The following is a 24,596-nucleotide window of genomic DNA, read 5'->3' on the forward strand; positions in this document are numbered from 1 at the left end:
TGCAGCACTGCCTTTTTTGCATTATTTTCGGGTCTTGCTATAGAAAAAACTATGAGAAACACGCTCCGCGAGTTTCTTAAGTTATCGCGGCAGTCGCCAAGGTCTCGTGCAGGCACGGACTTTGGCTCGTTGTCCGCGTAAATTAAAAAACCGGAGGACATACATCCTCCGGCCTTTCGCTTATGGTTAATTAGCATTTAACAACGTTGGAAGCCTGCATTCCGCGAGCACCCTCGGTAAGATCGTAAGTAACCGCCTGACCTTCGTCAAGAGTTTTGAATCCTTCACCCTGGATAGCGGAGAAATGTACGAATACATCGTTTCCGTCTTCGCCTGTGATGAAGCCATAGCCCTTCTCTGCGTTAAACCATTTCACTGTTCCCTTGTTCATTGTGAGTTACCTCCATAAAATTAAAAAATAAGCATGATGTGGGAATGCATATGTTCCCCCATAAGCGAGTGAACTTTTGATAAAAAAATTCACTAGCTATTACAGATTATATTGAAGGTGAATGCTAATATAATCTCTAATAGCTAGTGACCACGTATTACATCTCAACATCTTCTCGATTGAGACCATTATAATCTTGCAAATCAAAAAAGTCAAGAAAAAACTCTTTATTTCAGGAAAGATTTCGTGTATTATAAAAAGGAATAAATGGTCGGACGACGGCCAGAAGAAAAGAAAGGATCAGAGAACGTAAGATGAGTATCTTAATCAAAAATGGACAGGTCATCGACCCGGCCACCCAAAAAGACGAAATCAGTGATGTTCTGATCGAAAACGGCGTTATTACACGGGTTGAAAAAGGAATCCGCGTAAAAGATGCGCAGGTAATAGATGCAAAAGGCTGCTATGTAATGCCTGGCATCATCGATATGCATGTACATCTCCGCGACCCGGGGCAGACATATAAAGAAGATATTGAAAGCGGTTCGAAAGCAGCAGCAAAAGGAGGCGTGACAACGCTGGTAGCGATGCCGAATACAAAACCGGTCATCGACAGCCCGGACCGCGTCAACTATGTAACGATCAAAGCAGACCGTTTTTCTCCGATTAATGTACTGCAGGCAGGCGCCATCACAGTAGGACAGAAGGGTGAAGAGCTCGCCGATATCGAGGGCATGGTAAAAGCCGGCATCCCGGCGATCAGCGAGGACGGAAAATCCGTTATGAACGCGCTGCTCTACAAAGAGGCCATGGAGATTGCCGCAGAGAAAAACATTCCGGTGCTGGCTCACTGCGAGGACAAGAACCTCGTAAACGGCGGCTGCATGAATGAGGATGCAAACTCGAGAGAGTGGCATCTGCCGGGCATCACAAACTCCGTAGAGAACACGATTGTTGCAAGAGATATCGTACTTGCCGCAGAGACAGGTGCACACCTGCATCTGTGCCACTGCTCGACCAAAGAGAGCGTGGATATGGTGCGTGAGGCGAGAAAGGCCGGCGTTTCGATTTCCGCCGAGGTCTGCCCGCATCACTTTACCCTCTGCAGCGACGACATCGTAAAGGGCGACACCAACTACAAGATGAATCCGCCGCTCCGTACGAAAGAGGATCTCGAGGCACTGCGCCAGGGTCTGAAAGACGATGTCTTCGATGTCATCAGCACCGATCATGCACCGCATGCGCTGACCGAGAAACAGGAGTCCTTCAAGAAAGCTCCGTTCGGCATCGTCGGACTGGAGACGAGCGTGGCTCTTACCATCACCGAACTTGTGGATACCGAGATCATCACCCCGATGCAGATGGCGGAGAAGATGAGCTATAATCCGGCAAAAATCCTGCACCTGGACAAGAAAGGTTCTCTTGCACCTGGCATGGACGCCGATGTGGTTATCATCGATCCGGAAGCAGAGTATGTGATCGATCCGAAGGAGTTTGTTTCCAAGGGCAAAAACACTCCGTTCGGCGGCAAGAAAGTCAAAGGAAAAGTTATGGCTACCGTATGCGGCGGCAAGATTGTATACGAAGCTGAGTAATTTCTATAAGAAAAAACAGAAGAGGGAGAGTAAGCAGATGATTAACAAACTGATTGCAAACATTAAAAAAACAAATGCACCGATCGTCGTAGGTCTGGACCCGATGCTGAACTATGTGCCGGAGCACGTACAGAAAAAGGCATTTGCCGAGTACGGAGAGACACTCGAAGGAGCTGCAGAGGCCGTTTGGCAGTTCAATAAAGCGATTGTCGACGCAACATACGATCTGATTCCGGCTGTAAAACCGCAGGTTGCCATGTATGAGCAGTTCGGCGTTCCGGGAATGGCAGCATATGAGAAGACCGTTTCCTACTGCCAGGAAAAGGGTCTCGTTGTCATCGGCGATATCAAACGAGGCGATATCGGTTCTACTTCTGAGGCGTATGCAGTCGGCCACCTCGGCCACGTGCAGGTGGGAAGCAAATCCTATGCCGGATTCCATGAGGATTTTGCAACTGTCAATCCGTATCTTGGATCTGACGGCGTAAAACCGTTCATCAAGGTCTGCAAAGAGGAGAAAAAAGGTATCTTTGTTCTGGTAAAAACCTCGAACCCGTCCAGCGGCGAGTTCCAGGACCGCATCATCGACGGACGTCCGCTGTATGAGTGGGTCGGAGAGCAGGTTGCCGCGTGGGGTGAGGAGCACATGGGCGATGATTACAGCTATGTGGGAGCTGTTGTCGGCGCTACGTACCCGGAGATGGGCAAGGTGCTGCGTAAAGTAATGCCGAAATCCTACATCCTGGTACCGGGCTACGGTGCACAGGGCGGAAAAGGAAAAGACCTCGTTCACTTCTTCAATGAGGACGGACTGGGTGCAATCGTAAACTCTTCGAGAGGTATTATCGCTGCTTACAAACAGGAAAAATATGCCGAGTTTGGCACTGAGAACTTTGCGGATGCTTCGAGAGCAGCTGTAAAGGATATGGTTGAGGATATCAGCGGGGCGCTTGCTGCTGCAAAATAAGAATACAGGGTGAAAAGCTCAGAAGGTCTGCCGGGTAGATGTTATGTCCGCCGGAGGATATTTTGGGCTTTTCGCCGATTCAAGAAAATAAAAGGAGTGTTCAGCTTATGAAAATCAAGGAATGCTGTACTGTGGAAAGTCAGGAGTGCATTGCAAAAGGAATTTACAGCATGTGGATTTCCACGAAAGTGATTGCGAAAGAGGCGAAGGCCGGCCAGTTTATTTCTCTGTTTTCGAAAGACGGCAGCCGTCTTCTGCCGCGTCCGATTTCTCTTTGTGAGATCGACCGAGAGGGAGGAAGACTTCGGATTGTCTACCGTGTGGCAGGTGCAGGAACGGAGGAGTTTTCGCATCTGAAAGCGGGGGATGAGGTTGATATTTTAGGGCCGCTTGGAAATGGATTCCCGATCGAGGAAGGTAAGGGAAAACGTGTGATGCTGATGGGCGGCGGTATCGGTGTTCCGCCGATGCTGCAGACGGCGAAGGATCTTGGAACGGACACGATCATCTGCTGTGGTTACCGCGATGAGTTGTTCTTAAATGAGGAGTTTGCTGCGGCAGGCGATCTTCATATTGCAACGGAGGACGGAAGTGCCGGTGTGAAGGGCAATGTGATGGATGCGGTGCGCGAGGATCATCTGGAAGCAGATGTAATTTTTGCCTGCGGTCCGGCTCCGATGCTGCGTGCGATTAAGGCGTACGGTCTGGAAAAGGGAATTCCATGCTGGATTTCGATGGAAGAGAAGATGGCGTGCGGCGTTGGCGCATGTCTTGCGTGTGTCTGCCAGTCGACTGAGGTGGATGGTCATTCACATGTGCACAACAAGCGGATCTGCAAGGACGGACCGGTCTTTTTAAGTACGGAAATTGAGCTGTAAGTGACGCGAGGAGGAGAAAAAGCGATGAAGACAAGTGTGAATCTGGCGGGTGTGGAACTGAAGAATCCGGTTATGACGGCATCTGGTACGTTTGGCTCCGGCGCGGAGTACAGTGAGTTTGTGGATTTGAAGGAGCTTGGCGCGGTTGTGACGAAGGGTGTTGCGAATGTGCCGTGGCCGGGGAATCCGACGCCGCGTATTGCGGAGGTTTACGGCGGAATGCTGAATGCGATCGGACTGCAGAATCCTGGTATTGATGTGTTCTGTGAGAGGGATATTCCGTTTTTGAAACAGTTTGACACGAAGATTGTGGTGAATGTGTGTGGACGAACGACGGAGGATTACTGTGAGGTTGTGGAGCGATTGACTTCGGAGCCGGTGGATCTGCTGGAGATTAATATTTCGTGCCCGAATGTGAAGGAGGGCGGTATTGCGTTTGGACAGGATCCGAAGGCGGTGGAGGCGATCACCAGAGAAGTTAAAAAATATGCGAAGCAGCCGATTATTATGAAATTGAGCCCGAATGTGACGGATATTACGGAGATGGCGCGGGCTGCGGAAGCCGGCGGGGCGGATGTGCTGTCGCTGATCAATACGCTTACTGGGATGAAGATTGATATTGAACGGCAGAAGTTTGCGATTGCGAATAAGACTGGCGGTATGTCGGGGCCGGCGGTGAAGCCGATTGCGGTGCGGATGGTGTATCAGGTGGCGCAGGCAGTGAAAGTGCCGATTATTGGTATGGGCGGTATTGCGTCGGCGGAGGATGCGCTGGAGTTTATTCTGGCGGGGGCTACGGCGGTTTCGATTGGGACGGCGAATTTCTTTAATCCGTATGCGACTGTTGAAACGGTTCGCGGTATCGAAGAGTATATGAGAAGGCATAAGGTTGACGATATTAATTCGCTGATCGGGGCGGTGAGATAAGACGGACGGCCTCGAGCGGCTTCGCATCTGCGGTGCGGCGGGCGAGAAAAAGAGGGCGGAACTGTGGCTCAGAATGGGCACAGGGAAACGGGAACCATCCCATTTTCCTGCACCTGTTCCGGGCTCACAGTTTCTGCCCTCTTTTTCTATGCCCGCCACACGGCAGGCGCAAATTCCAGTGAGGTCTGGTTGTGTGGAGCTGAAACGAAGTAGGTCTGGATCCGCCGGGGGCGGATCGGCGTGAGAGTGTTGTGGTGGGTGCATAGTATATAGAAAATGGAAGGTGGTATGTGAGATGAAGTATGGGATCATTAAAGTGAAGCGGGCGTTTTTGTATGAGGAGAATGGGGTGGATGTGGTGGATGAGGTGTTTTTTGGATGGAGCGTGATGTGGGAAGATGAGGGGGAGTGGATTGAGGTTTGGACGCATTATGGGTATCGGGGGTGGATGGAGAGGAATTTGATTGAAGAGAAAAGCCGGGAGTGGATGGAGGAGAGGGAAAAGGCAGGGAATACGTATGTGGTGACACGCGGGTTTGCGGATGTGATGAGGGGAGCGCGGGTGCAGTCGCGGATGTTGGAGACGCTGGGACGGGGGTGTTTTGTGGAGAAAATGGAGGAGACGGAGAATGGGTATTGCAGGGTGAAACTGGCGAATGGGATCAGTGGGTTTGTGCCGGAGGTGGCATTAAGAAAAAGACTGGATTCGGATCGGTTTTTGTGGGGAAAATCGGAAGAGAGGTTTTTTGTGGAGCAGGGGATTCCGGAGGGGTGGTCGGAAGAGAAGTTTCGGAGGAAGGTTGTGGAGTGTGCGAAGGGGTATCTTGGATGCCAGTACCGGTGGGGCGGGAAGGCGGCGGATGGGATTGACTGTTCGGGTGTGGTGTTTATGGTGTATTTGATGAATGGGGTTTTGATTTGGCGGGATGCGGATATCAGGGAAGGGTATCCGATGAAAGCGATCTGGAGAGAAGGGGAGGAGATGTGTCTGGTGGAGGAACGGGCGAAGGCCGGGGATCTGCTGTTCTGGAGGGGGCATGTGGGGATGTATCTGGGGGACGGCAGGTATCTGCACTGTACGGGGCATGAGAGGGTGTTTGGGTGCAGGGTGAATAGTCTGCGGAGAGGGGATGAGGATTTTCGGGAGGATCTGGCGGAGGCGTTGAAAGTGGTTGGGAGTGTTTTTCGTGAAATATCTGGAAGCGGAAAGCTGGAGGAAAAGAGCGATGTACCGTGAAAAACAGGCATTGCATGCGGCACGGGAGTAAATAAGACATATATAATTGACATCAGGAAATATCATTTTTGTATTGGAAATCCCTGAAAAAGTTTGTTATAATAATAACAAAGTCGAAAACAAAAGACAAAAGGCGGCTCAAACAGAGAGTAGGAAAAACAGAAATTCTGCTGATCTGATCTGCCGGAGCTGTCCATCAGAAGCAAAACAAGAAAGGGGTTCTGAACAATGGCAAGATTTACATTACCAAGAGATTTATACCACGGAAAGGGTGCTTTAGAGGCACTGAAAACATTCGAAGGAAAACGTGCAATCGTCTGTGTAGGCGGCGGCTCCATGAAACGTTTCGGTTTCCTGGATCGCGCAGTAGACTACCTGAAAGAAGCCGGCATGGAAGTACAGCTTTTTGAGGGAATCGAGTCTGATCCGTCAGTCGAGACTGTTATGCGCGGAGCAAAAGCGATGGAAGAGTTCCAGCCGGACTGGATCGTAGCAATGGGCGGCGGATCTCCGATCGACGCAGCAAAAGCAATGTGGATCAAATACGAGTATCCAGACATCACCTTCGAAGAAATGTGCAAGGTATTCGGAATGCCGAAACTCCGCAGAAAAGCTCATTTCTGTGCAATTTCTTCTACATCCGGAACAGCAACCGAGGTAACCGCGTTCGCAGTTATCACAGACTATGAAAAAGGTATCAAATACCCGCTGGCAGACTTCGAAATCACGCCGGACGTTGCAATCGTAGATCCGGATCTGGCAGAGACGATGCCGCAAAAGTTAGTTGCTCACACCGGTATGGACGCTATGACCCATGCAATCGAGGCATACGTTTCCACAGCGAACTGTGACTTCACCGATCCGCTGGCACTGTATGCAATCAAGATGATTCAGGCAGACCTGGTAGATTCCTACAACGGAGATATGGCAAAACGTGACAGCATGCACAACGCACAGTGCCTCGCTGGTATGGCATTCTCCAATGCACTTCTTGGTATTGTTCACTCCATGGCACATAAAACAGGCGCAGCATTCGCTGATTACGGCGCTCACCTGATCCACGGCGCAGCAAACGCTATGTACCTGCCGAAGGTTATCGCGTTCAACGCAAAAGACGAGACTGCAGCAAAACGTTATGCAGTGATCGCTGACGAGATGAAACTTGGCGGCGAGACAACGGAAGAGAAAGTAAAACTCCTCATTGACTATCTGCGCGGCATGAACGACAAACTGAACATTCCGCACTGCATCAAGAACTACGGAAAAGACAGCTATCCGACCGAGCAGGGCTTCGTTCCGGAAGACGTATTCCTGGAGAGACTGCACGACATCGCTGTAAATGCCATCGCCGATGCCTGCACCGGATCCAACCCGAGACAGCCATCTGTTGAAGAGATGGAAAAACTGCTGAAATGCTGCTACTATGATACAGAAGTAGATTTCTAAAAAGAAAACATATCAAAATCCCTCCGTTCTCTGGGCGGAGGGATTTTTTGCGTCAGAGAATGAAATTTATTTGTGTGGATTTTATGTTTTTTATGCGAAATCCTGTGTCTGGACTGGAAAAACAGAGGCGTTTATGGTAGTATAGAACAGAATAGAAGTAAAAACGGGCGGCATGCGAGAACCGATGCCTTCCCCTGAAAATATGGAGGAAAATAAGATGGAACAGTATAAGAAAGAGTTCATTGAATTCATGGTCGAGAGCCAGGTATTAAAATTTGGAGAGTTCACCCTGAAAAGCGGAAGAAAATCCCCGTTCTTTATGAATGCAGGCGCTTACGTAACCGGCAGCCAGTTAAAACGTCTCGGCGAGTATTACGCAAAAGCAATCCATGACAACTACGGGCTGGATTTTGACGTTCTGTTCGGACCGGCATACAAAGGAATTCCGCTCAGTGTTGTAACAGCAATTGCGATTCATGATCTCTACGGTGTAGAAGTACGCTACTGCTCCAACCGGAAGGAAGCCAAAGACCACGGTGGAGATGCAGGACTGCTGCTTGGAAGCAAGATCAAAGACGGTGACCGCGTTGTCATTATTGAGGATGTAACCACTTCCGGAAAATCCATCGAGGAGACCTTCCCGATCATCCAGGCACAGGGCAATGTGGAGATCAAAGGACTGATGGTATCCTTAAATCGCATGGAGCGCGGAAAAGGCGATAAGAGCGCACTCGAGGAAATCCAGGAAACCTATGGCTTCCCGGCAAATGCCATTGTAACCATGGAGGACGTTATCACGTATCTGTACAACCGTCCATGCCAGGGCAAAATTCAGATCGATGACAAGATGAAGGCTGCCATTGATGCATATTATGAGGAGTACGGCGTGAAATAAGATGCGGTACACCGGGAAAGGGAGTTTTGCGCTATGAATGAAAAGATTTATAAAACCATGGGACGTGTCGGCGGCGGAAATATCGCTATGGGCGCCGTACTGGTTGTTGTTGGCGTGGCAACCGGTGTTCTGATGATCGTAAGCGGGGCAGGCCTGCTGAAACGACGCGGGGAAATCATGTTCTAAAAGCGCCTTTCAAAAAGAAAAAATGCCGGGATATTTCGGAAGCGCGTGCGCCGATGAGGTATGCCGGCGTTTCTGATAGCAGAGGGGAGAACAACGCAGAAAGGGGAAACGAAGATGAAGCAGGAGACGAAAGCCAGAATCCGCGTTGTGGGACGGATTTTATTTCTGGTGTATCTTCTTGCGCTCGTTTATTTTCTGTTTTTTGCAGAAGAATACGGGAGAAGAAACTTTTTTGAACTGGATTACCGTTACAATCTGGTGCCGTTTCAGGAAATCAGACGGTTCTGGATTTACCGCGAAAAGGTGGGATTCCTTGCCGCATTTTTAAATCTGGCGGGCAATGTGATCGGTTTTCTGCCGTTCGGCTTTATCGTTCCGGTGATGCACAAAAAAATGGAGAGTTTCTGGAAAGTATCGCTTCTTGGTTTTATGTTCAGCCTCTGCGTGGAGACGATTCAGCTCATCACGAAGGTGGGCTGCTTTGATGTAGATGATCTGATCCTGAATACGCTTGGAGCCATGATCGGCTGCGGCGCATTCCTGATCTGCAATAAATTCAGGAGATGGAAATATGGCGAGGAAGAAGTATAATTACAATTTTGTCCGGAAGCCGTCGGAAGGCGGAAAGGAAGCTCTCTATATGGCAGGTGCTTCGGTCTTTCTGTTTCTGCTGGCTTCGATCGTATCGTTTGCATTCCGCGGAAACGGAGGCATTTTTCTCGGAGCAGCGGGACTGTTCTCATTCCTTCTGTCGGGATACGGCTTCTATGTGGGAATGAAGAGCTTTAAAGAAGAACAGGTCAGCCACAGAATGTCGGTTCTCGGCTCGATTACGAGCGGCGGCATGCTGGTCGCATGGCTTGCATTGTTTCTGATCGGTGTGAGATAAATGTACTCTCGTAAAATCAAGCACAGAAAGACTCCGGGAGTACATATAAAAGAAAAGGGGAAAAAGATGGATCGCGAACGTTTTGAAAAACAGCTGAATTTTATTCTGGAGATTGATAAAGAAAAACAGATCCTGCGCCAGACGCACATCCGCGGCTATTCGCGCCAGGAGGACGACGCGGAGCACGCATGGCACATGGCGGTGATGGCATTTCTGCTGCAGGAATATTCGAATGAGAAAATCGACATCGGCAGAACGATGCTCATGCTGCTGATCCACGACCTCGTGGAGATTGATGCAGGCGACACGTATGCGTACGACGCGGAGGCAAACAAAACAAAAGACGAGAGAGAACACAAAGCGGCCGAGCGCATCTACGGCCTGCTGCCGGAGGATCAGGGAAAAATGCTGATGGATCTCTGGCTCGAGTTCGAAGCGTATGAGACACCGGAAGCGCGCTTTGCCCATGTGATGGACAATTTCCAGCCGCTGCTTTTAAATCATGAGAACGATGGAAAAGACTGGACCAGCCACAATGTGCGGATTTCCCAGCCGTTAAAACGAAACGAGAAGACGGCGACCGGCTCCGAGGAGATCTGGAGTTATATGGAAGAGATTCTCGAACAGAGTATCCGGGATGGAAAAATTATTGACGACCGGGAAGAAAAACAGGAATAAGTTAAGAAGAATGAGGGGCAGATCTGCCCCTCGTAACAGTTAAAGAGAAACAGAAAGGGATTTTTTTATGACGGATGAATTATTAAACGAGCGGTATGCGCTTGCAATTGAGCGGATCCGCCAGATTCCGGCGGAAAAAAGCGTTCCGCAGCCGTACCGCGATTTTTTTGCACAGATGGCACAGTACCTCTGCAAAATGGACCAGATCCGGAGCAGAATCGCAGAAGGATATCTAAAAACAGCATCCGAGGAAGAGCTGGCTGTTTTTAACCGCGAGCCGTATGAAGATGTGATCGGGGAGCGGTATGAGACCTCCTACGGAAACCCGGCGTTTGCCGTGCGGGCACTTGGTGAAACGCATGGAAGGAGCCTCTGCTGCCTGTACCGGGAGCTGGGAAATGCTGTTGTCTGGGTCTATGAGGACCGCCTGCTGGGGCTGACTGCGGCGATGGAGCTGTATCTCGAGTTGTATGCGATGTTCGAGGAGGAGACGCTGCCGTCCGCGCAGTATGTAAAAGAGAGCATTTACTGGTATGTGAGCGATTACGCCGAGGAGCGCCAGGAATACCAGGTGCGCGAAATCGTCGACCCGTCGCTGCACTTTGTGAAGGATATTGTGATGGAATCTGATCTGACGGATCTGCGGTATCTGTACCAGTACGGCGAATATATCACCGAAAATGAGAAGGGTACAGCCCGCTTTTTAAATACGTTCAGCCAGGAAGAAATCGACGCGATGGCACGCACCTACACAGAAGGCTTCCGCAAGTGCTTTCTCGTGGCGCGAAAAGATCTGTCGAAAAAGAAGACAGTCAGCATCCGCTTCCACATCGGTTTTGAGCGCATGATCCGTGCGGCAATATTACAGTTCCGCGAGATGGGACTCGAGCCGGTGATTTCCCGCGGCGCGCGGAGAACGTGGGTTGCCGGTGCGTCTGCGAATAAGCAGTATGACTACGATCACCGGAACGATGAGGCGCTGTATCTCAACGAGGATCTCGTGAAGAGACGGCTCCGCGCGATGCAGGTGAAATACGACGAGTACAAAGAACTGGCGGACGGCTATGCCGGCCCTGCCGTGGTGGAAACCTTCGGCGAAGTTCCGTTTGAGCCAGTAAATAAAAAACAGGCACTGCACTTAAACGAGCGCCAGCAAAAGCTCCGTGTCGGTTTCCAGAACGAGGCGGGCCAGATTGTAAACCGCTATATCAAGGATGACGAGTACGGCTACACGATCATCGCCTACCCGATGCCGGAGATCGATCCGCGCTACGAAAAAATTTTCCGTGAGATCGTAAAGATCAACACGCTCGATTACGAAAAATACCAGCGCATCCAGCAGTACCTGATCGATGCGCTCGACGAGGGTGTTTCCGTGCATGTGCTTGGAAAAGGAGAGAACAGAACGGATCTGCGCGTGATGCTGCATCATCTGAACGATCCTGCGAAAGAGACGAATTTTGAGAACTGTGTTGCCGACTGCAATATTCCGGTCGGAGAGGTCTTTACTTCCCCGAGTCTTACCGGCACGACAGGCGTGCTCCATGTGACGGGGGTCTACCTGAACGAGCTGTATTACCGCGATCTCTGCCTGACGCTGACCGACGGCATGATCACCGCGTATGACTGCGCAAACTTCGAAAAAGAAGAGGACAATCGTACTTATATAGAAGAAAACCTGCTGTATCACCACAGGACGCTGCCGATCGGTGAGTTTGCCATCGGAACGAACACGACGGCGTACGTGATGGCAGAGCAGTACGGCATCGCCGGAAAACTGCCGATCCTGATTGCAGAGAAGATGGGCCCGCATTTTGCGATGGGCGACACCTGCTACGCCTGGGCGGAGGACAGCCCGATGTACAACCCGGACGGAAAAGAAGTAATCGCGCGCGAGAACGAGGTTTCGGCAAAACGGAAAGAAGATCCGTCGAAAGCATACTTCGGATGCCACACGGACATCACGATTCCGTACCGCGAACTGCAGTCGGTTGCGGTCGAAAAAGCAGACGGAACGACGATCCCTCTCATTGAGGACGGACGCTTCGTCCTGCCGGGAACGGAAGAATTAAATGAACCTTTTGGCTGATTATGGGTTGACATTTCTGCGCCTGCTTAGTATATTATAAGCAGAACTGAATGATTAAAACATAAATATAAGCATAACTAATGAATAACGCTTAGAACAGTTAATCAGAAAAGGAGAACAACATGGCTAAAGTAGGAATTGTGATGGGCAGCGACTCTGATATGCCGGTAATGAGCAAAGCAGCCGACATGCTGGAAAAATTTGGAATTGAGTACGAGATGAAAATCATCTCCGCACACCGCGAGCCGGATGTATTTTTCGAATATGCAAAAACCGCAGAGGAGAAAGGCTTCAAGGTTATCATTGCAGGCGCAGGTATGGCAGCTCATCTGCCGGGTATGTGCGCAGCTATTTTCCCAATGCCGGTCATCGGAATTCCGATGCATACCACATCGCTTGGAGGTCGTGATTCCCTGTACTCCATCGTACAGATGCCGAGCGGCATTCCGGTAGCAACCGTTGCCATCAATGGCGGTGCCAATGCCGGAATCCTGGCAGCAAAGATTCTTGCAACTTCCGATCCGGAACTGCTTGCAAAACTGAAAGCATATACACAGGAAATGAAAGAGCAGGTTGAGGCAAAAGACGCAAAACTGCAGGAAACAGGATACCGTAACTACAGTAAATAAAAACAAAGGACAAGGGAGGTTCACCATGGATTACAAGAACGCAGGAGTAGATATTGAAGCTGGATACAAATCAGTAGAATTAATGAAAGAGCATGTAAAGAAAACCATGCGCCCGGAGGTATTAGGCGGCCTTGGCGGTTTTTCTGGCGCTTTTTCCCTGGCAAAAATCAAAGAAATGGAAGAGCCGGTGCTGCTTTCCGGTACAGACGGATGCGGAACCAAGGTGAAGCTCGCCATGATTCTTGATAAACACGACACCATCGGCATTGATGCCGTTGCCATGTGTGTGAATGATATCGCATGTGCCGGCGGAGAACCGCTGTTCTTCCTCGACTACATCGCATGCGGAAAGAACTATCCGGAGAAGATCGCTTCGATCGTAAAAGGCGTTGCAGAAGGCTGTCTGCAGTCCGATGCGGCACTGATCGGCGGTGAGACCGCAGAGCATCCGGGCCTGATGCCGGAGGATGAGTACGATCTGGCAGGTTTTGCTGTCGGCGTATGTGACAAGAAAGACATGATTACCGGTGAAAATCTGGCAGCCGGAGACGTACTGATCGGCATGGCTTCCACCGGCGTTCACAGCAACGGATTTTCTCTTGTCCGCAAAGTTTTCGATATGACAAAAGATTCTTTAAATACATACTATGATGAGCTCGGCGCAACCCTCGGCGAGACCCTGCTTGCACCGACCCGTATCTACGTAAAAGCACTCCGCGCCATCAAAGATGCCGGTGTAACCGTAAAAGCATGCAGCCACATCACCGGAGGCGGCTTCTACGAGAACATTCCGCGTATGCTCAAAGACAACACCGTAGCCGTTGTACAGAAAGACAGCTACACCGTACCGCCGATCTTTGATCTGATGGCAAAGAAAGGCAATATCGACGAGCAGATGATGTACAACACCTTCAACATGGGTATCGGTATGGTACTGGCTGTTGATCCGGAAGATGTAGACGCAGCGATGAAAGCCATCCGTTCCACAGGAGATACGCCATATGTGATCGGCCACATTGAAAACGGAGAAAAAGGAGTACAGTTATGCTAAGATTAGCAGTTCTCGTCTCCGGCGGCGGCACGAACCTGCAGGCGATTCTGGATGCGATTGACGAGGGAATCATCACAAACGCGGAGGTTTCTGTTGTCATCAGCAACAATGCAGGAGCGTATGCGCTGGAGCGTGCGAAAAAGAAGGAGATTGATGCGGTATGCCTTTCCCCGAAGACCTTTGCATCGAGAGAAGCATTCAACGAGGCACTGCTGGCGAAACTGCAGTCGTACAACGTCGATCTCGTTGTGCTCGCAGGATGCCTGGTTGTGATCCCGCAGAGCATTGTGGATGCTTATCCGAATAAGATCATCAACATTCATCCGTCCCTCATTCCGTCGTTCTGCGGAACGGGCTATTACGGACTGAAAGTGCACGAGGGCGTATTATCCCGCGGCGTCAAAGTGACGGGAGCGACGGTTCATTTTGTGGACGGCGGAACAGACACCGGCCCGATTATTCTGCAGAAGGCAGTCGAAGTGCACGAGGGCGATACACCGAAGGCACTGCAGCAGCGCGTCATGGAAGAGGCCGAGTGGGTCATCATGCCGCGTGCGATTGATCTGATTGCAAACGGAAAAGTAACGGTAGAAGACGGACACGTAAAGATAAAGGAGTAAGAGCGATGAAAGTACTGATTGTAGGAAGCGGCGGAAGAGAGCATGCGATTGCCTGGAAGGTGGCACAGAGCCCGAAGGTAGACAAGATTTACTGCGCTCCTGGAAATGCAGGAATTGCGGAGTACGCAGAGTGTGTCGATATTGCAGCGATGGAGTTTGACAAGCTCGTTGCTTTTGCGAAAGAAAAAGAGATTGACCTGACCGTCATCGGCATGGATGATCCGCTGGTCGGCGGTGTTGTCGATGCGTTTGAGGCAGAGGGACTGCGCGTATTCGGACCAAGAAAGAATGCGGCAATCCTGGAAGGATCGAAAGCGTTCTCCAAAGACCTGATGAAAAAATACCATATCCCGACGGCGGCATACGAGACATTCTCCGATCCGGAAGCGGCAGAGAAATATCTCGAGACTGCAAAATTCCCGATCGTGCTGAAAGCCGACGGTCTGGCTCTTGGAAAAGGCGTTCTGATCTGCAATACCTTAGAGGAAGCAAAAGAGGGTGTCAAGACGATCATGCTCGACAAGAAATTCGGCAGTGCCGGAAACGAGATGGTCATCGAGGAGTTTATGACGGGACGTGAGGTTTCCGTTCTCTCTTTTGTGGATGGAAAGACGATCAAGACGATGAGTTCCGCACAGGACCACAAGAGAGCAGGAGACGGCGACACCGGCCTGAACACCGGCGGTATGGGCAACTTCTCCCCGAGTCCGTTTTATACCGAAGAAGTGGATAAGTTCTGTAAGAAATATATCTATCAGCCGACCGTAGATGCGATGGCAGCTGAGGGAAGACCGTTTAAGGGAGTTATCTTCTTCGGACTGATGCTGACACCGGACGGACCGAAAGTGCTCGAGTACAATGCCCGCTTCGGCGATCCGGAGGCACAGGTTGTGCTTCCTCGTATGAAGACAGACATCATTGATGTATTTGAAGCCTGCATCGACGGAACTCTCGACCAGATCGACCTGCAGTTTGCAGATAATGCGTGTGTCTGCATCGTACTGGCTTCGAACGGTTATCCGGTTTCCTACGAAAAAGGATTCCCGATCCGCGGACTCGAGACGTTCAAAGAGCATGAGGGCTATTACTGCTTCCATGCAGGAACGAAGTTCAAAGACGGCGAGATCGTGACAAACGGAGGCCGTGTCCTCGGCGTGACAGCACTTGGCGATACCCTGAAAGAGGCACGTGCGAATGCATATAAGGCTGTTGACTGGGTTGACTTTGACAATAAATATTACCGCCATGATATTGGAAAAGCGATTGACGAAGCGTAACGTGAATGTGAATTTTAATTTTGAGTAAAATGGAGCCGCCAGAATCCCGGTGAAAGGGAAATCTGGCGGCTTTGTCTTTTTGTTCTGAAAAGGGAATAAAGCGCCGCCGTTCCGGATACAATAGTAAGGAGAACCTTTGCTTTTTAGCAGAATCAGAACAGGAAAGGCGGTCAGAAAAGATGGGAATCGTTTGTCTGGCGGGGATTTTTGCCGTATTTCTTCTGCTTGCATGGACGCTCTGCCGGGCGGCAGGATGGGAGAAAGAACGGGAAGATCTGGAACAGGAGCAGTACCTGAAAGAGTGGCGGGAGAAAAAGTTGAAAAAAATCGAAAAAATTTGAAAATTAGTGTTGACATTTGGCGGGTGGAATGCTATACTAACGAAGTCGGTTGGTGATACAGATAAAAAGCCAACAGATAAAACACTGATGTGGGGTCTTAGCTCAGCTGGGAGAGCATCTGCCTTACAAGCAGAGGGTCATAGGTTCGAGCCCTATAGGCCCCATATTTTATGAAAAACGGTGTTGAAAATGAATATGGCGAGATAGCTCAGTTGGCTAGAGCACGCGGTTCATACCCGCGGTGTCGAGGGTTCGAATCCCCCTCTCGCTACTTATGGAACCCTTGAGAAATCAAGGGTTCTTTTGGCTTTATGGACAGTATGATGATATGGCTGTCATGTCAAAATCGTGTCTTGAAATCCACAGGGATTTGTGAGAAAATAAGACTACCTAAGAGCTTGTTTTGGGCTCTGAAAGTAAATAAAACAGTAATGGATAGAAGAAAGATAAGGAAAAAACAATGATAGAGTTTAATAAACCACCTTTTATTGGAACAGAACTGGAATACATCCGCCAGGCGGCAGAGGAAAACAACAAGCTGTGCGGCGACGGTCCTTTTACGAAGAAATGTTCTGCCTGGATGCAGGACAATTTCAACGTAAAACATGCGATGCTTACGACATCCTGCACCCATGCACTGGAAATGGCAGCTTACCTGTCTGAGATTCAGCCGGGCGACGAAGTGATCATGCCGTCCTACACGTTTGTTTCCACTGCAGATGCCTTCGTTCTGCGCGGAGCAAAAATCGTCTACGTGGATATCCGTCCGGATACGATGAACATCGACGAGACCAAGATTGAGGATGCCATCACCGAAAAAACAAAAGCGATTGTTCCGGTTCACTATGCGGGCGTTGCCTGTGAAATGAATACCATCATGGATATTGCAAAACGCCATAACCTGAAGGTTGTAGAGGATGCGGCACAGGGCGTGAGCGCGTACTACAAGGGAAAAGCCCTTGGAACGATCGGCGATTTTGGCTGCTACAGCTTCCATGAGACGAAAAACTATACGATGGGAGAGGGCGGCGCGCTGCTGTTCCAGGATGAGAATTATCTGGAAAAAGCAGAGATCCTTCGTGAAAAGGGAACGAACCGCAGCAAGTTTTTCCGCGGACAGATCGACAAATATACCTGGATCGACTACGGTTCCTCCTATCTGCCGAGCGATATGAATGCGGCTTACCTGCTTGCAGAACTCGAGGAACATGAGAAAATCGACAGAAAGCGGATGGCCATCTACAACTATTACCATGAGCAGCTCCGTCCGCTGGCTGAGGCTGGAAAGATCGAGCAGCCGGTTGTGCCGGAAGGCTGTGTACATAATGCACATATGTACTTCATCAAGGCAAGAAATCTGGAAGTGCGTACAAAACTGATCAACTATATGAAAGAGCGCGGTGTGATGTGTGTCTTCCATTACGTTCCGCTCCATACCTCCCCGGCCGGACAGAAGTTCGGTGTTTTCCACGGAGAGGACAAATACACAACAAAAGAGAGCGAGCGCCTGATGCGTCTGCCAATGTTCTACAGCCTGTCTGAACAGGATATGGCATATGTCGTAGAGTGCCTCATGGACTTTAAAGAGTGGTAACATTTCATGTATGAGAAGTTTTTAAACTACTTTACGGACTATATTTTCGTGAAGGATGAGCCGCAGAAAGCCGATGTGATTTTTGTGCCGGGAAACGGATATCCGCAGATGGCGGCGCACGCGGCAGAACTCTGGAAAGAAGGATTTGCGCCGTATGTGCTTCCGTCGGGAAGATACAGTACTGTGCTCGGGCATTTCGCCGGTGTACAGGATCTTGCGGAGCAGTACGGCGGGAACTATGAAACCGAGTGGGAGTTTCTGCGGACGGTACTGCAGAAAAACGGCGTGCCGGAGAAAGCGATTCTGCGCGAAGACCAGGCGACGTATACGTATGAAAATGCACTGCGGTCACGGGAAGTGACAGATGCGGCGGGCATCGAGGTAAAAAAAGCGATCCTCTGCTGCCGGAATCTCCATGCGAGACGGTGTATTCTGTATTACCAGCTTGTCTACCCGGAGACAGAGTTTTTTGTCTGTCCTTCGGATATTGAGTTCACCAGAGAAAACTGGCATACAAAGGGTGAATGGATCGACCAGGTGTTAGGAGAAATGGAGCGCTGCGGCGGTCAGTTCCACAAGATTCTGCGGGAACTGCCGGCGGATTCTGAATTTTAACACCAGTAGACAAGAAGTCCCCCGCTTCTAAAGCGGTGGGATGAATTGTTAAAAGAAACATAACAGCAGTGGTAGGCGGAGAGAAATCGGTATCCTCCACTGACATGAGGAAAGTCACAGTCGAACTATTCTCGACATGTCAGACTCCGTGAAAATACCGATTGTGAGTTGAAACGAAAAGATTTATAAAAAAGAGCGGAAATTGTGGTAAAATTGCGGCTCGTATGGTATACTATCGTTAAGTTAAGTTTCTAATCTAAAGCAAAGGTTGGTGGACAGTATGAATAAGATTGATGAAGTATTAGAGCTTTTAAAACAGAGAGAATGTGAGAACGAAAAACCGAAAAACGTGATTTTATGGGTTCTTGCCATTGTCGGAGCGGTAGCGGCAGTTGCAGGAATCGCATACGCAGTATACCGGTTTGTAACTCCGGATTATCTGGAAGACTTCGAAGATGATTTCGATGACGATTTCGACGATTACTTCGAGGATGAAGACGAAGATAAGTAGGATGGAAAAAAGAAACTCCGGTGCCGGAACGTGGTACCGGAGTTTTTCTGTCCGGAAATCAGTTTGACATAGAAGGAGAAGAGAATGAAAAAAGGAGAAATTTACGAGGGAGTCGTGGAAAGAATCGATTTCCCGAATAAAGGACGTGTACATGTGGAGGGCGAGACGGTTACCGTGAAAAATGCAATTCCGGGACAGAAGATCCGCTTTCAGATCAACAAAAAAAGAAAGAACCGCATGGAGGGCCGCCTGCTCGAAGTAACAGAAAAATCCCCGATGGAAAAGCGCGATCCGGTCTGCAGTATTTTCCCGTCCTGCGGCGGATGCATGTACCAGACGATGAGTTATGAGGATCAGCTTGCAATGAAGGCCGGTCAGGTGAAAAAACTGCTCGACGATGCCCTCGTGGAGGCCGGCCAGGTCAATGAGGCGGGGGAGGCCGATTATCCGTTCCTTGGAATCAAGGGAAGTCCGAAGGAGTTTGCATACCGGAATAAAATGGAGTTTTCCTTCGGCGATGAATACAAGGACGGCCCGTTGTCTCTCGGACTTCATAAAAAGGGAAGCACCTACGATGTCCTGACCGCGTGCGACTGCAAAATCGTGCATGAGGATTTCACAAAGATTCTGACCTGCGTGCTGGCGTACTTTAAAGAGCGGAACGCAAGTTACTACCACAAGATAAGCCACGAGGGTTACCTGCGCCACCTGCTGGTGCGAAGAGCCGAGAATACCGGAGAAATCCTGGTAAATCTCGTCACCACAAGCCAGGAAGAATGGGATCTGATGCCGCTCGTGCAGGAAGTGCTTGGTCTGCCGCTGGAAGGAAAGGTTGTCGGATTCCTCCATATCATAAATGATTCCCTGGCAGATATTGTAAAGAGCGATGAGACAAAAGTGCTCTACGGACAGGACTACTTCTATGAAGAACTCCTCGGACTGAAATTCAAGATCACCCCGTTCTCCTTCTTCCAGACCAATTCCCTTGGCGCGGAAGTTCTCTACAGCACCGCCCGCGAGTTCGTCGGCGAGACGAAAGACCGCACGATCTTCGACCTCTACAGCGGAACCGGAACCATCGCCCAGATCCTTGCACCGGTCGCAAAAGAAGTGATCGGCGTGGAAATCGTGGAAGAAGCTGTTACAGCTGCAAAAGAGAACGCAGAGGCAAACGGCCTTACCAACTGCAGTTTCCTCGCCGGAGACGTGCTGAAGGTGATCGATGAAATCGAAGAAAAACCGGACTTCATCGTTCTTGATCCACCGCGCGAAGGAATCCATCCGAAGGCTCTGCCGAAGATAGTTGATTTATATAGGTGTGAAAAAATGCTTTACATCTCCTGCAAGCCGACTTCTCTTGCGCGGGATCTGGTAGAGTTTGCAAAATATGGATACCGTGTAGAAAAAGTCTGCTGTGTTGATATGTTTCCGGGAACGGTGCACTGCGAGACGGTTGTTCTTTTGTCCCAACTGAAACAAAAGCCGGATGTATCTCACAGGTAAAGAGAAAATGCGGAATTGAGGTTGGAAGGAATTTGCGCGTTGCAACGAGGAGAATGGACTGCTTGCAGGGCAATTCGACGACTGCCGCGACAGACTTGGAACTTGTTCCAAGTCCTAATTTACCTAAAAATGAAGATAGCAGGCAACCGCAGTGTCCAGAAGATAAAGAGAGTGCAATTGTGGAGGCATTGAAGCATTTTAAGATGAATAGTTAATAAAGAGAGGTGCAGATGCTATGCCAGGTATACTCGTGGTTGAAGATGATGAAAATTTAAATCGTGGAATTACATTTTCACTGAAAAAATCCGGATATGAGGTTTTTTCAGCAGAATCAGTGAAAAAAGCGAAAAGAATTGCAAGTGATCATAATGTGGATGTTACCATTTGTGATGTGAATCTTCCGGATGGGAATGGACTGGAATTTGTAAGGTGGATGAGATGCAATTATAATACATACATTATTTGTCTTACAGCACTAGATCAGGAGATGGATCAGGTCATGGGATATGAAGCAGGGGCAGATGATTATATTACAAAGCCGTTTAGTCTTTCGGTACTTCTTTTGAAAATAGAAGCACATTTCCGCCGCAGACAGGAGAAAACGGAAGCCGGAAAGATGATTTCGGGAGATATCGTATTTATCGCAGGAGAAATGAAAGTCCTGATAAAGAGTCGTGAAATCAGTCTGACAAAAACGGAGTTGAAAATGCTGACTTTTTTTCTTCAGAATCCGAAACAGATTCTTTCAAAAACACAAATATTGGAAAATGTGTTTGATCTGGAAGGGGATTTTGTGGATGAAAATACAATCGCTGTCAATATCAGAAGACTCCGTGAGAAAATCGAAGACAATCCGGCTGCACCGGTCTATATCAAGAATATCAGAGGTCTTGGGTATATATGGAATCAGGAGGTAAGGCAGTGACAAAGAGATATCGCAAGAAGATTACAGTAGTGTTCTCCTTGATATTACCTGTCATATTATTGTTTGCAATATTAAATTGCTTTACCACGTATGTGTTTTATGAAGATTACAAATATAAAATGAATCTTATGACAGAGATTGCTGCAAAGGAAGAATTTTCCGGGCTGGATGCTGTTTCGGAATTGCTTAAGGATAAGGATATTGAAACCAACGAACAGGGAAAGCAATTATTGGAGCAATATGGATACTGGGGAAATAAAGGGAATGCATTTTATTCGCAATTCCAGCATCAGGTTATGGTGATCGGTGCTGTAAGCACTGTGATATGCGTGTTTTTTTTGACTTTTTTACTTTATTGGAAGAAAAAAGAAGATGCGTGTCATCAGAAAATATTAGACCAGTTGGAAGAAATTCTGATCAGATTCCGTGAAAATAAATTTGATGATTTACTGAAAACGGAAAATTACGCAGAACTGGAAAAATTGAATGACCAGCTTGAAGCAATCGGACATCATATTCAGTTGCTAAAGGAAGAAGCACGGACAGAAAAAGAGAGCACGAAAGAAATGGTTTCTGACATCTCACACCAGTTAAAGACACCGGTTGCAGCTTTGGATATATGTTTTAGTGTGCTGATGCAGAATGACTTAAGTGCCACAGAACAGGAGGAGTTTCGTATCCGTTGTCGGAGTGCTCTGGATGGACTGGAGACATTATTGCAGTCGCTTCTTGAAATATCCAAGATGGAAACTGGACTGATTCAGATGAATAAGAAAAAACTTCCACTTATAGATACTGTCATATCTGCTGTGAATCGTACATATCCAAAAGCGGATGAGAAAGAAATTGAATTCGTTTTTGACTATGAAAAAGAGCTGGAAACATGCACGATTATGCAGGATAAAAGGTGGCTTGGCGAAGCTGTGATCAACGTTCTGGATAATGCGGTCAAGTACAGTCCGGGTGGTTCAAAAATATTTATCCGGTTACAAAAAAGAAACGATCTTGTAAGAATGGAAATTGAGGATCATGGAATTGGTATTCCGCAGAATGAGTATCACAAAATTTTTCAACGATTTTACAGAGGAAGTTCCAGGGAGGTCATGGAAAAGAGTGGTACAGGAATCGGACTTTTTCTATCGAGAGAAATTATCGAAAAGCACGCAGGTATGATTACGGTAACCTCCGGTAAAAAGAAAAAAGGAAGCACGTTTGTGATTCAATTACCATATGTTAGTTAAATTTTAAATGAGCAGAAATCTTACAATTCTGTAAGACTTCTGCTCGTTTTTGAAAGTGAAATGAAAGATTATCCTGATACAATTTGGATGTAGGTTGAAAAATGACCAAATACATAAACAGGCAAAGAAAGCGTGTTGAAAAGGTACGTTTTACAGAATTGAAAAGGAGGTAGCACATTGAGTGTGATATTAGAAACCAAGCAGCTTTGTAAGTTTTATGGCGCAGGTGAGAATCAGGTCAAAGCGGTCAATCAGGTGGACATTCAGATTGAGCAGGGAGAATTTGTCGCAATTGTTGGAAAGTCAGGTTCCGGTAAAAGTACATTACTTCATATGCTTGGAGGGCTAGACACCCCGACAAAAGGCAGTGTTACTTTAGCAGGGAAAGATTTATACAGGATGAAGGAAGATGCCCTTGCTGTTTTCCGCAGAAGAAAAATCGGATTTGTTTTTCAGGCATTTAATCTGGTTTCATCTGTTAATGTCTGGGAAAATATTGTACTGCCACTGGGGCTGGATGGAAGAAAAGTGGATGAAACGTATGTAAATGATATTATTGCAACTCTGGGGATTGAAAACCGGATTTATAATCTGCCAAATCAGTTATCCGGAGGACAGCAGCAGAGAGTAGCAATTGCAAGAGCACTGGTGAATCGTCCGGAAATTATATTTGCAGATGAGCCGACAGGAAATCTTGATTCCAAGACCAGTGATGAGGTGATCGCCCTGCTTAAGATGACAGCAAAAAAATATGGGCAGACAATTGTAATGATTACCCATGATGACGAAATTGCACAGGTCGCTGACCGTATTCTGGTGATTGAGGACGGACAGGTGGTGGATTTCAGATGAAGACAATAAGCAGGATTGCATATAGCAATGACAAAAAGAACAAGACAAGAAGTATACTGATTATGATGTCCATATGTCTGACTACGATGCTGCTTGTGATTATCAGTACTGTGGGAAATGGAATGATACGTTTGCAGAAAAGTCAGGCGGCAGGCTCATATGGAAGCAATTATGGTCTGTTTGTCGCAGCAGATGGTACGCAATTAAAAGAAGTGGAACGCAGAGCTGAGATATCTGATATCGGCATCATGTGTACGGAGGGCATCCTGAAAGGAAATGAAAATGGCGGGTTTGTCTGCATGGATGAGACTGCAAGAAAAATGCTTCCCTATAATAAGGAATATGAGTTAAAGGAAGGAAAGTATCCGGAAAAAATGCAGGAAATTGCCGCCGGAAGAGCTTTTTTTTGTGCAATGGGATATGATGATGTAAAGGTCGGAGATACGGTTACACTGGATTACCGTGTAGGGATGCGGTCAGAATATAAGCCGGAAGAGTTTGTTGTCAGCGGAATCCTATATGATCGGGATGAGTATACCATCGAGGCATCTTATGTTGCTTTCGGGTCACAGGAGTTTTATGATGAGCACGTCGCAGAGAATGACAGACAGTATAATATCTATTTTACGTTAAACGATTCTGCAAATGTATCTATGAATAATATTGAACCGGTTATAAAGCAGATTGCAGCATCTTGTGGAATCGAAGAAAAAAACGTTATAGTCAATGATCTCTATTTGCAATGGGTCTTGCAGCCGAGTTATGAAACGATTGCGGTATGTGGAATTCTGATTCTTGCAATTGTACTTTTCTCTGTGGTGGTCATTTATAATATTTTTCAGGTCGGTATTGTCAACAAGATACAGGAGTATGGAAAAATCAAGGCTCTGGGAGCGACAAAAAAGCAGATGAAACAACTGATCTTCAGAGAGGGCATTTTTTTGACCATTTTTTCCATACCAGTTGGATTGCTTCTTGGTTTTCTGATTGCAAAATGCGGTTTTAACTGGCTGGTAGAACAGGGAAACCTTGTATCAACCGGAACTGGCTCTATGGGAGTTCAAAATCAGCAGGTGCCTCTGTTTTCCCTGCCTGTTATGCTTCTCTGTATTTTCGTATCATTTCTTACCGTTGCTTTGGCACTGCGTAAACCAATGAAAATTGTTTCACGGATTTCACCTATCGAAGCAACACGGTATTTAGAAAATGCAGAAACACACAAAAAAGGAAAACATCGGTGTACAAGGGGTACAAACAAG

Annotated in this window: 25 protein-coding genes, 2 tRNA genes and 1 pseudogene; 27 read left to right on the forward strand and 1 reads right to left on the reverse strand. The window is 48.1% G+C overall.

Annotated elements, in window-relative coordinates:
* Positions 1–190: 190 nt before the first annotated feature.
* Entirely contained in the window at positions 191–391 is a 201-nt protein-coding gene (locus DWX00_RS14485; RefSeq protein ID WP_022461996.1) for a cold-shock protein, read from the reverse strand.
* 314 nt (positions 392–705) lie between these two features.
* Between DWX00_RS14485 and DWX00_RS14490 the strand changes: the two genes are divergently transcribed.
* The 27 genes and pseudogenes from DWX00_RS14490 to DWX00_RS14615 form a co-directional block, all read left to right on the forward strand.
* Positions 706–1,986 carry a dihydroorotase gene (locus DWX00_RS14490; protein WP_117509731.1) on the forward strand — a complete coding sequence of 427 codons (1,281 nt, stop codon included), beginning with the start codon at positions 706–708 and terminating at the stop codon, positions 1,984–1,986.
* Between the two features lie 37 nt (positions 1,987–2,023).
* Positions 2,024–2,953 (forward strand): orotidine-5'-phosphate decarboxylase, encoded by a 930-nt coding sequence (gene pyrF, locus DWX00_RS14495; RefSeq protein ID WP_022461998.1) that lies wholly within the window; start codon positions 2,024–2,026, stop codon positions 2,951–2,953.
* Between the two features lie 107 nt (positions 2,954–3,060).
* Positions 3,061–3,831: a dihydroorotate dehydrogenase electron transfer subunit gene (locus tag DWX00_RS14500; RefSeq protein WP_022461999.1), complete on the forward strand. Its 771-nt coding sequence runs from the start codon at positions 3,061–3,063 to the stop codon at positions 3,829–3,831.
* 24 nt (positions 3,832–3,855) lie between these two features.
* Positions 3,856–4,758: a dihydroorotate dehydrogenase gene (locus tag DWX00_RS14505; RefSeq protein WP_022462000.1), complete on the forward strand. Its 903-nt coding sequence runs from the start codon at positions 3,856–3,858 to the stop codon at positions 4,756–4,758.
* A 295-nt stretch (positions 4,759–5,053) separates the two neighbouring features.
* On the forward strand, positions 5,054–5,995 hold the full coding sequence (locus DWX00_RS14510) for a C40 family peptidase (protein WP_118595601.1): 942 nt from the start codon (positions 5,054–5,056) through the stop codon (positions 5,993–5,995).
* Between the two features lie 228 nt (positions 5,996–6,223).
* Positions 6,224–7,441, forward strand: coding sequence for an iron-containing alcohol dehydrogenase (locus DWX00_RS14515; protein WP_055227104.1), 1,218 nt, complete (start codon positions 6,224–6,226; stop codon positions 7,439–7,441).
* Between the two features lie 217 nt (positions 7,442–7,658).
* Positions 7,659–8,336 (forward strand): orotate phosphoribosyltransferase, encoded by a 678-nt coding sequence (gene pyrE / locus DWX00_RS14520; protein WP_117802627.1) that lies wholly within the window; start codon positions 7,659–7,661, stop codon positions 8,334–8,336.
* 33 nt (positions 8,337–8,369) lie between these two features.
* Positions 8,370–8,522 (forward strand): hypothetical protein, encoded by a 153-nt coding sequence (locus DWX00_RS19895; RefSeq protein WP_055221261.1) that lies wholly within the window; start codon positions 8,370–8,372, stop codon positions 8,520–8,522.
* Between the two features lie 114 nt (positions 8,523–8,636).
* Positions 8,637–9,113 (forward strand): VanZ family protein, encoded by a 477-nt coding sequence (locus DWX00_RS14525; RefSeq protein WP_055227152.1) that lies wholly within the window; start codon positions 8,637–8,639, stop codon positions 9,111–9,113.
* Positions 9,094–9,411 (forward strand): hypothetical protein, encoded by a 318-nt coding sequence (locus tag DWX00_RS14530; RefSeq protein ID WP_055221259.1) that lies wholly within the window; start codon positions 9,094–9,096, stop codon positions 9,409–9,411. Before DWX00_RS14525 ends, DWX00_RS14530 begins: the two co-directional genes overlap by 20 nt.
* A gap of 66 nt (positions 9,412–9,477) precedes the next feature.
* Positions 9,478–10,089 (forward strand): HD domain-containing protein, encoded by a 612-nt coding sequence (locus DWX00_RS14535; protein ID WP_117760545.1) that lies wholly within the window; start codon positions 9,478–9,480, stop codon positions 10,087–10,089.
* 67 nt (positions 10,090–10,156) lie between these two features.
* Positions 10,157–12,178 (forward strand): aminopeptidase, encoded by a 2,022-nt coding sequence (locus tag DWX00_RS14540; RefSeq protein WP_118595602.1) that lies wholly within the window; start codon positions 10,157–10,159, stop codon positions 12,176–12,178.
* A 122-nt stretch (positions 12,179–12,300) separates the two neighbouring features.
* A complete protein-coding gene (gene purE, locus DWX00_RS14545; protein ID WP_022462013.1) occupies positions 12,301–12,807 on the forward strand; it encodes a 5-(carboxyamino)imidazole ribonucleotide mutase in 507 nt (168 codons plus the stop codon).
* A gap of 25 nt (positions 12,808–12,832) precedes the next feature.
* Positions 12,833–13,858 (forward strand): phosphoribosylformylglycinamidine cyclo-ligase, encoded by a 1,026-nt coding sequence (purM, locus tag DWX00_RS14550; protein WP_055221253.1) that lies wholly within the window; start codon positions 12,833–12,835, stop codon positions 13,856–13,858.
* Positions 13,852–14,478, forward strand: a complete 627-nt coding sequence (gene purN / locus DWX00_RS14555; protein WP_055221251.1) for a phosphoribosylglycinamide formyltransferase — start codon at positions 13,852–13,854, stop codon at positions 14,476–14,478. Before purM ends, purN begins: the two co-directional genes overlap by 7 nt.
* 5 nt (positions 14,479–14,483) lie before the next feature.
* A complete protein-coding gene (purD, locus tag DWX00_RS14560) occupies positions 14,484–15,755 on the forward strand; it encodes a phosphoribosylamine--glycine ligase (RefSeq protein WP_055227099.1) in 1,272 nt (423 codons plus the stop codon).
* A gap of 179 nt (positions 15,756–15,934) precedes the next feature.
* On the forward strand, positions 15,935–16,096 hold the full coding sequence (locus DWX00_RS19725) for a hypothetical protein (protein WP_022462017.1): 162 nt from the start codon (positions 15,935–15,937) through the stop codon (positions 16,094–16,096).
* A 91-nt stretch (positions 16,097–16,187) separates the two neighbouring features.
* Positions 16,188–16,260, forward strand: a tRNA-Val gene (locus DWX00_RS14565).
* A gap of 33 nt (positions 16,261–16,293) precedes the next feature.
* Positions 16,294–16,367: transfer RNA gene (locus DWX00_RS14570), tRNA-Met, on the forward strand.
* 189 nt (positions 16,368–16,556) lie between these two features.
* Entirely contained in the window at positions 16,557–17,690 is a 1,134-nt protein-coding gene (gene rffA / locus DWX00_RS14575; protein ID WP_118595603.1) for a dTDP-4-amino-4,6-dideoxygalactose transaminase, read from the forward strand.
* 6 nt (positions 17,691–17,696) lie between these two features.
* Positions 17,697–18,305 (forward strand): YdcF family protein, encoded by a 609-nt coding sequence (locus tag DWX00_RS14580; RefSeq protein ID WP_118595604.1) that lies wholly within the window; start codon positions 17,697–17,699, stop codon positions 18,303–18,305.
* Positions 18,306–18,585: 280 nt separating this feature from the next.
* On the forward strand, positions 18,586–18,816 hold the full coding sequence (locus tag DWX00_RS14585; RefSeq protein WP_118595605.1) for a hypothetical protein: 231 nt from the start codon (positions 18,586–18,588) through the stop codon (positions 18,814–18,816).
* A gap of 84 nt (positions 18,817–18,900) precedes the next feature.
* A complete protein-coding gene (gene rlmD / locus DWX00_RS14590; RefSeq protein WP_118595606.1) occupies positions 18,901–20,319 on the forward strand; it encodes a 23S rRNA (uracil(1939)-C(5))-methyltransferase RlmD in 1,419 nt (472 codons plus the stop codon).
* Between the two features lie 235 nt (positions 20,320–20,554).
* On the forward strand, positions 20,555–21,244 hold the full coding sequence (locus DWX00_RS14600) for a response regulator transcription factor (RefSeq protein WP_055181289.1): 690 nt from the start codon (positions 20,555–20,557) through the stop codon (positions 21,242–21,244).
* On the forward strand, positions 21,220–22,485 hold the full coding sequence (locus tag DWX00_RS14605) for a sensor histidine kinase (RefSeq protein WP_118595607.1): 1,266 nt from the start codon (positions 21,220–21,222) through the stop codon (positions 22,483–22,485). The genes DWX00_RS14600 and DWX00_RS14605 overlap by 25 nt, the downstream gene beginning before the upstream one ends.
* Before the next feature lie 177 nt (positions 22,486–22,662).
* Complete coding sequence (locus DWX00_RS14610; RefSeq protein ID WP_117509716.1) at positions 22,663–23,337, forward strand: ABC transporter ATP-binding protein; 675 nt, start codon at positions 22,663–22,665, stop codon at positions 23,335–23,337.
* Positions 23,334–24,569, forward strand: a pseudogene (locus tag DWX00_RS14615) (ABC transporter permease); the annotation flags it as partial. The gene DWX00_RS14610 and the pseudogene DWX00_RS14615, both read left to right, overlap by 4 nt.
* Positions 24,570–24,596: the final 27 nt, after the last annotated feature.

Origin of the sequence: Blautia sp. AF17-9LB (assembly GCF_003479185.1) — a bacterium.
Taxonomy (GTDB): domain Bacteria; phylum Bacillota; class Clostridia; order Lachnospirales; family Lachnospiraceae; genus Fusicatenibacter; species Fusicatenibacter saccharivorans.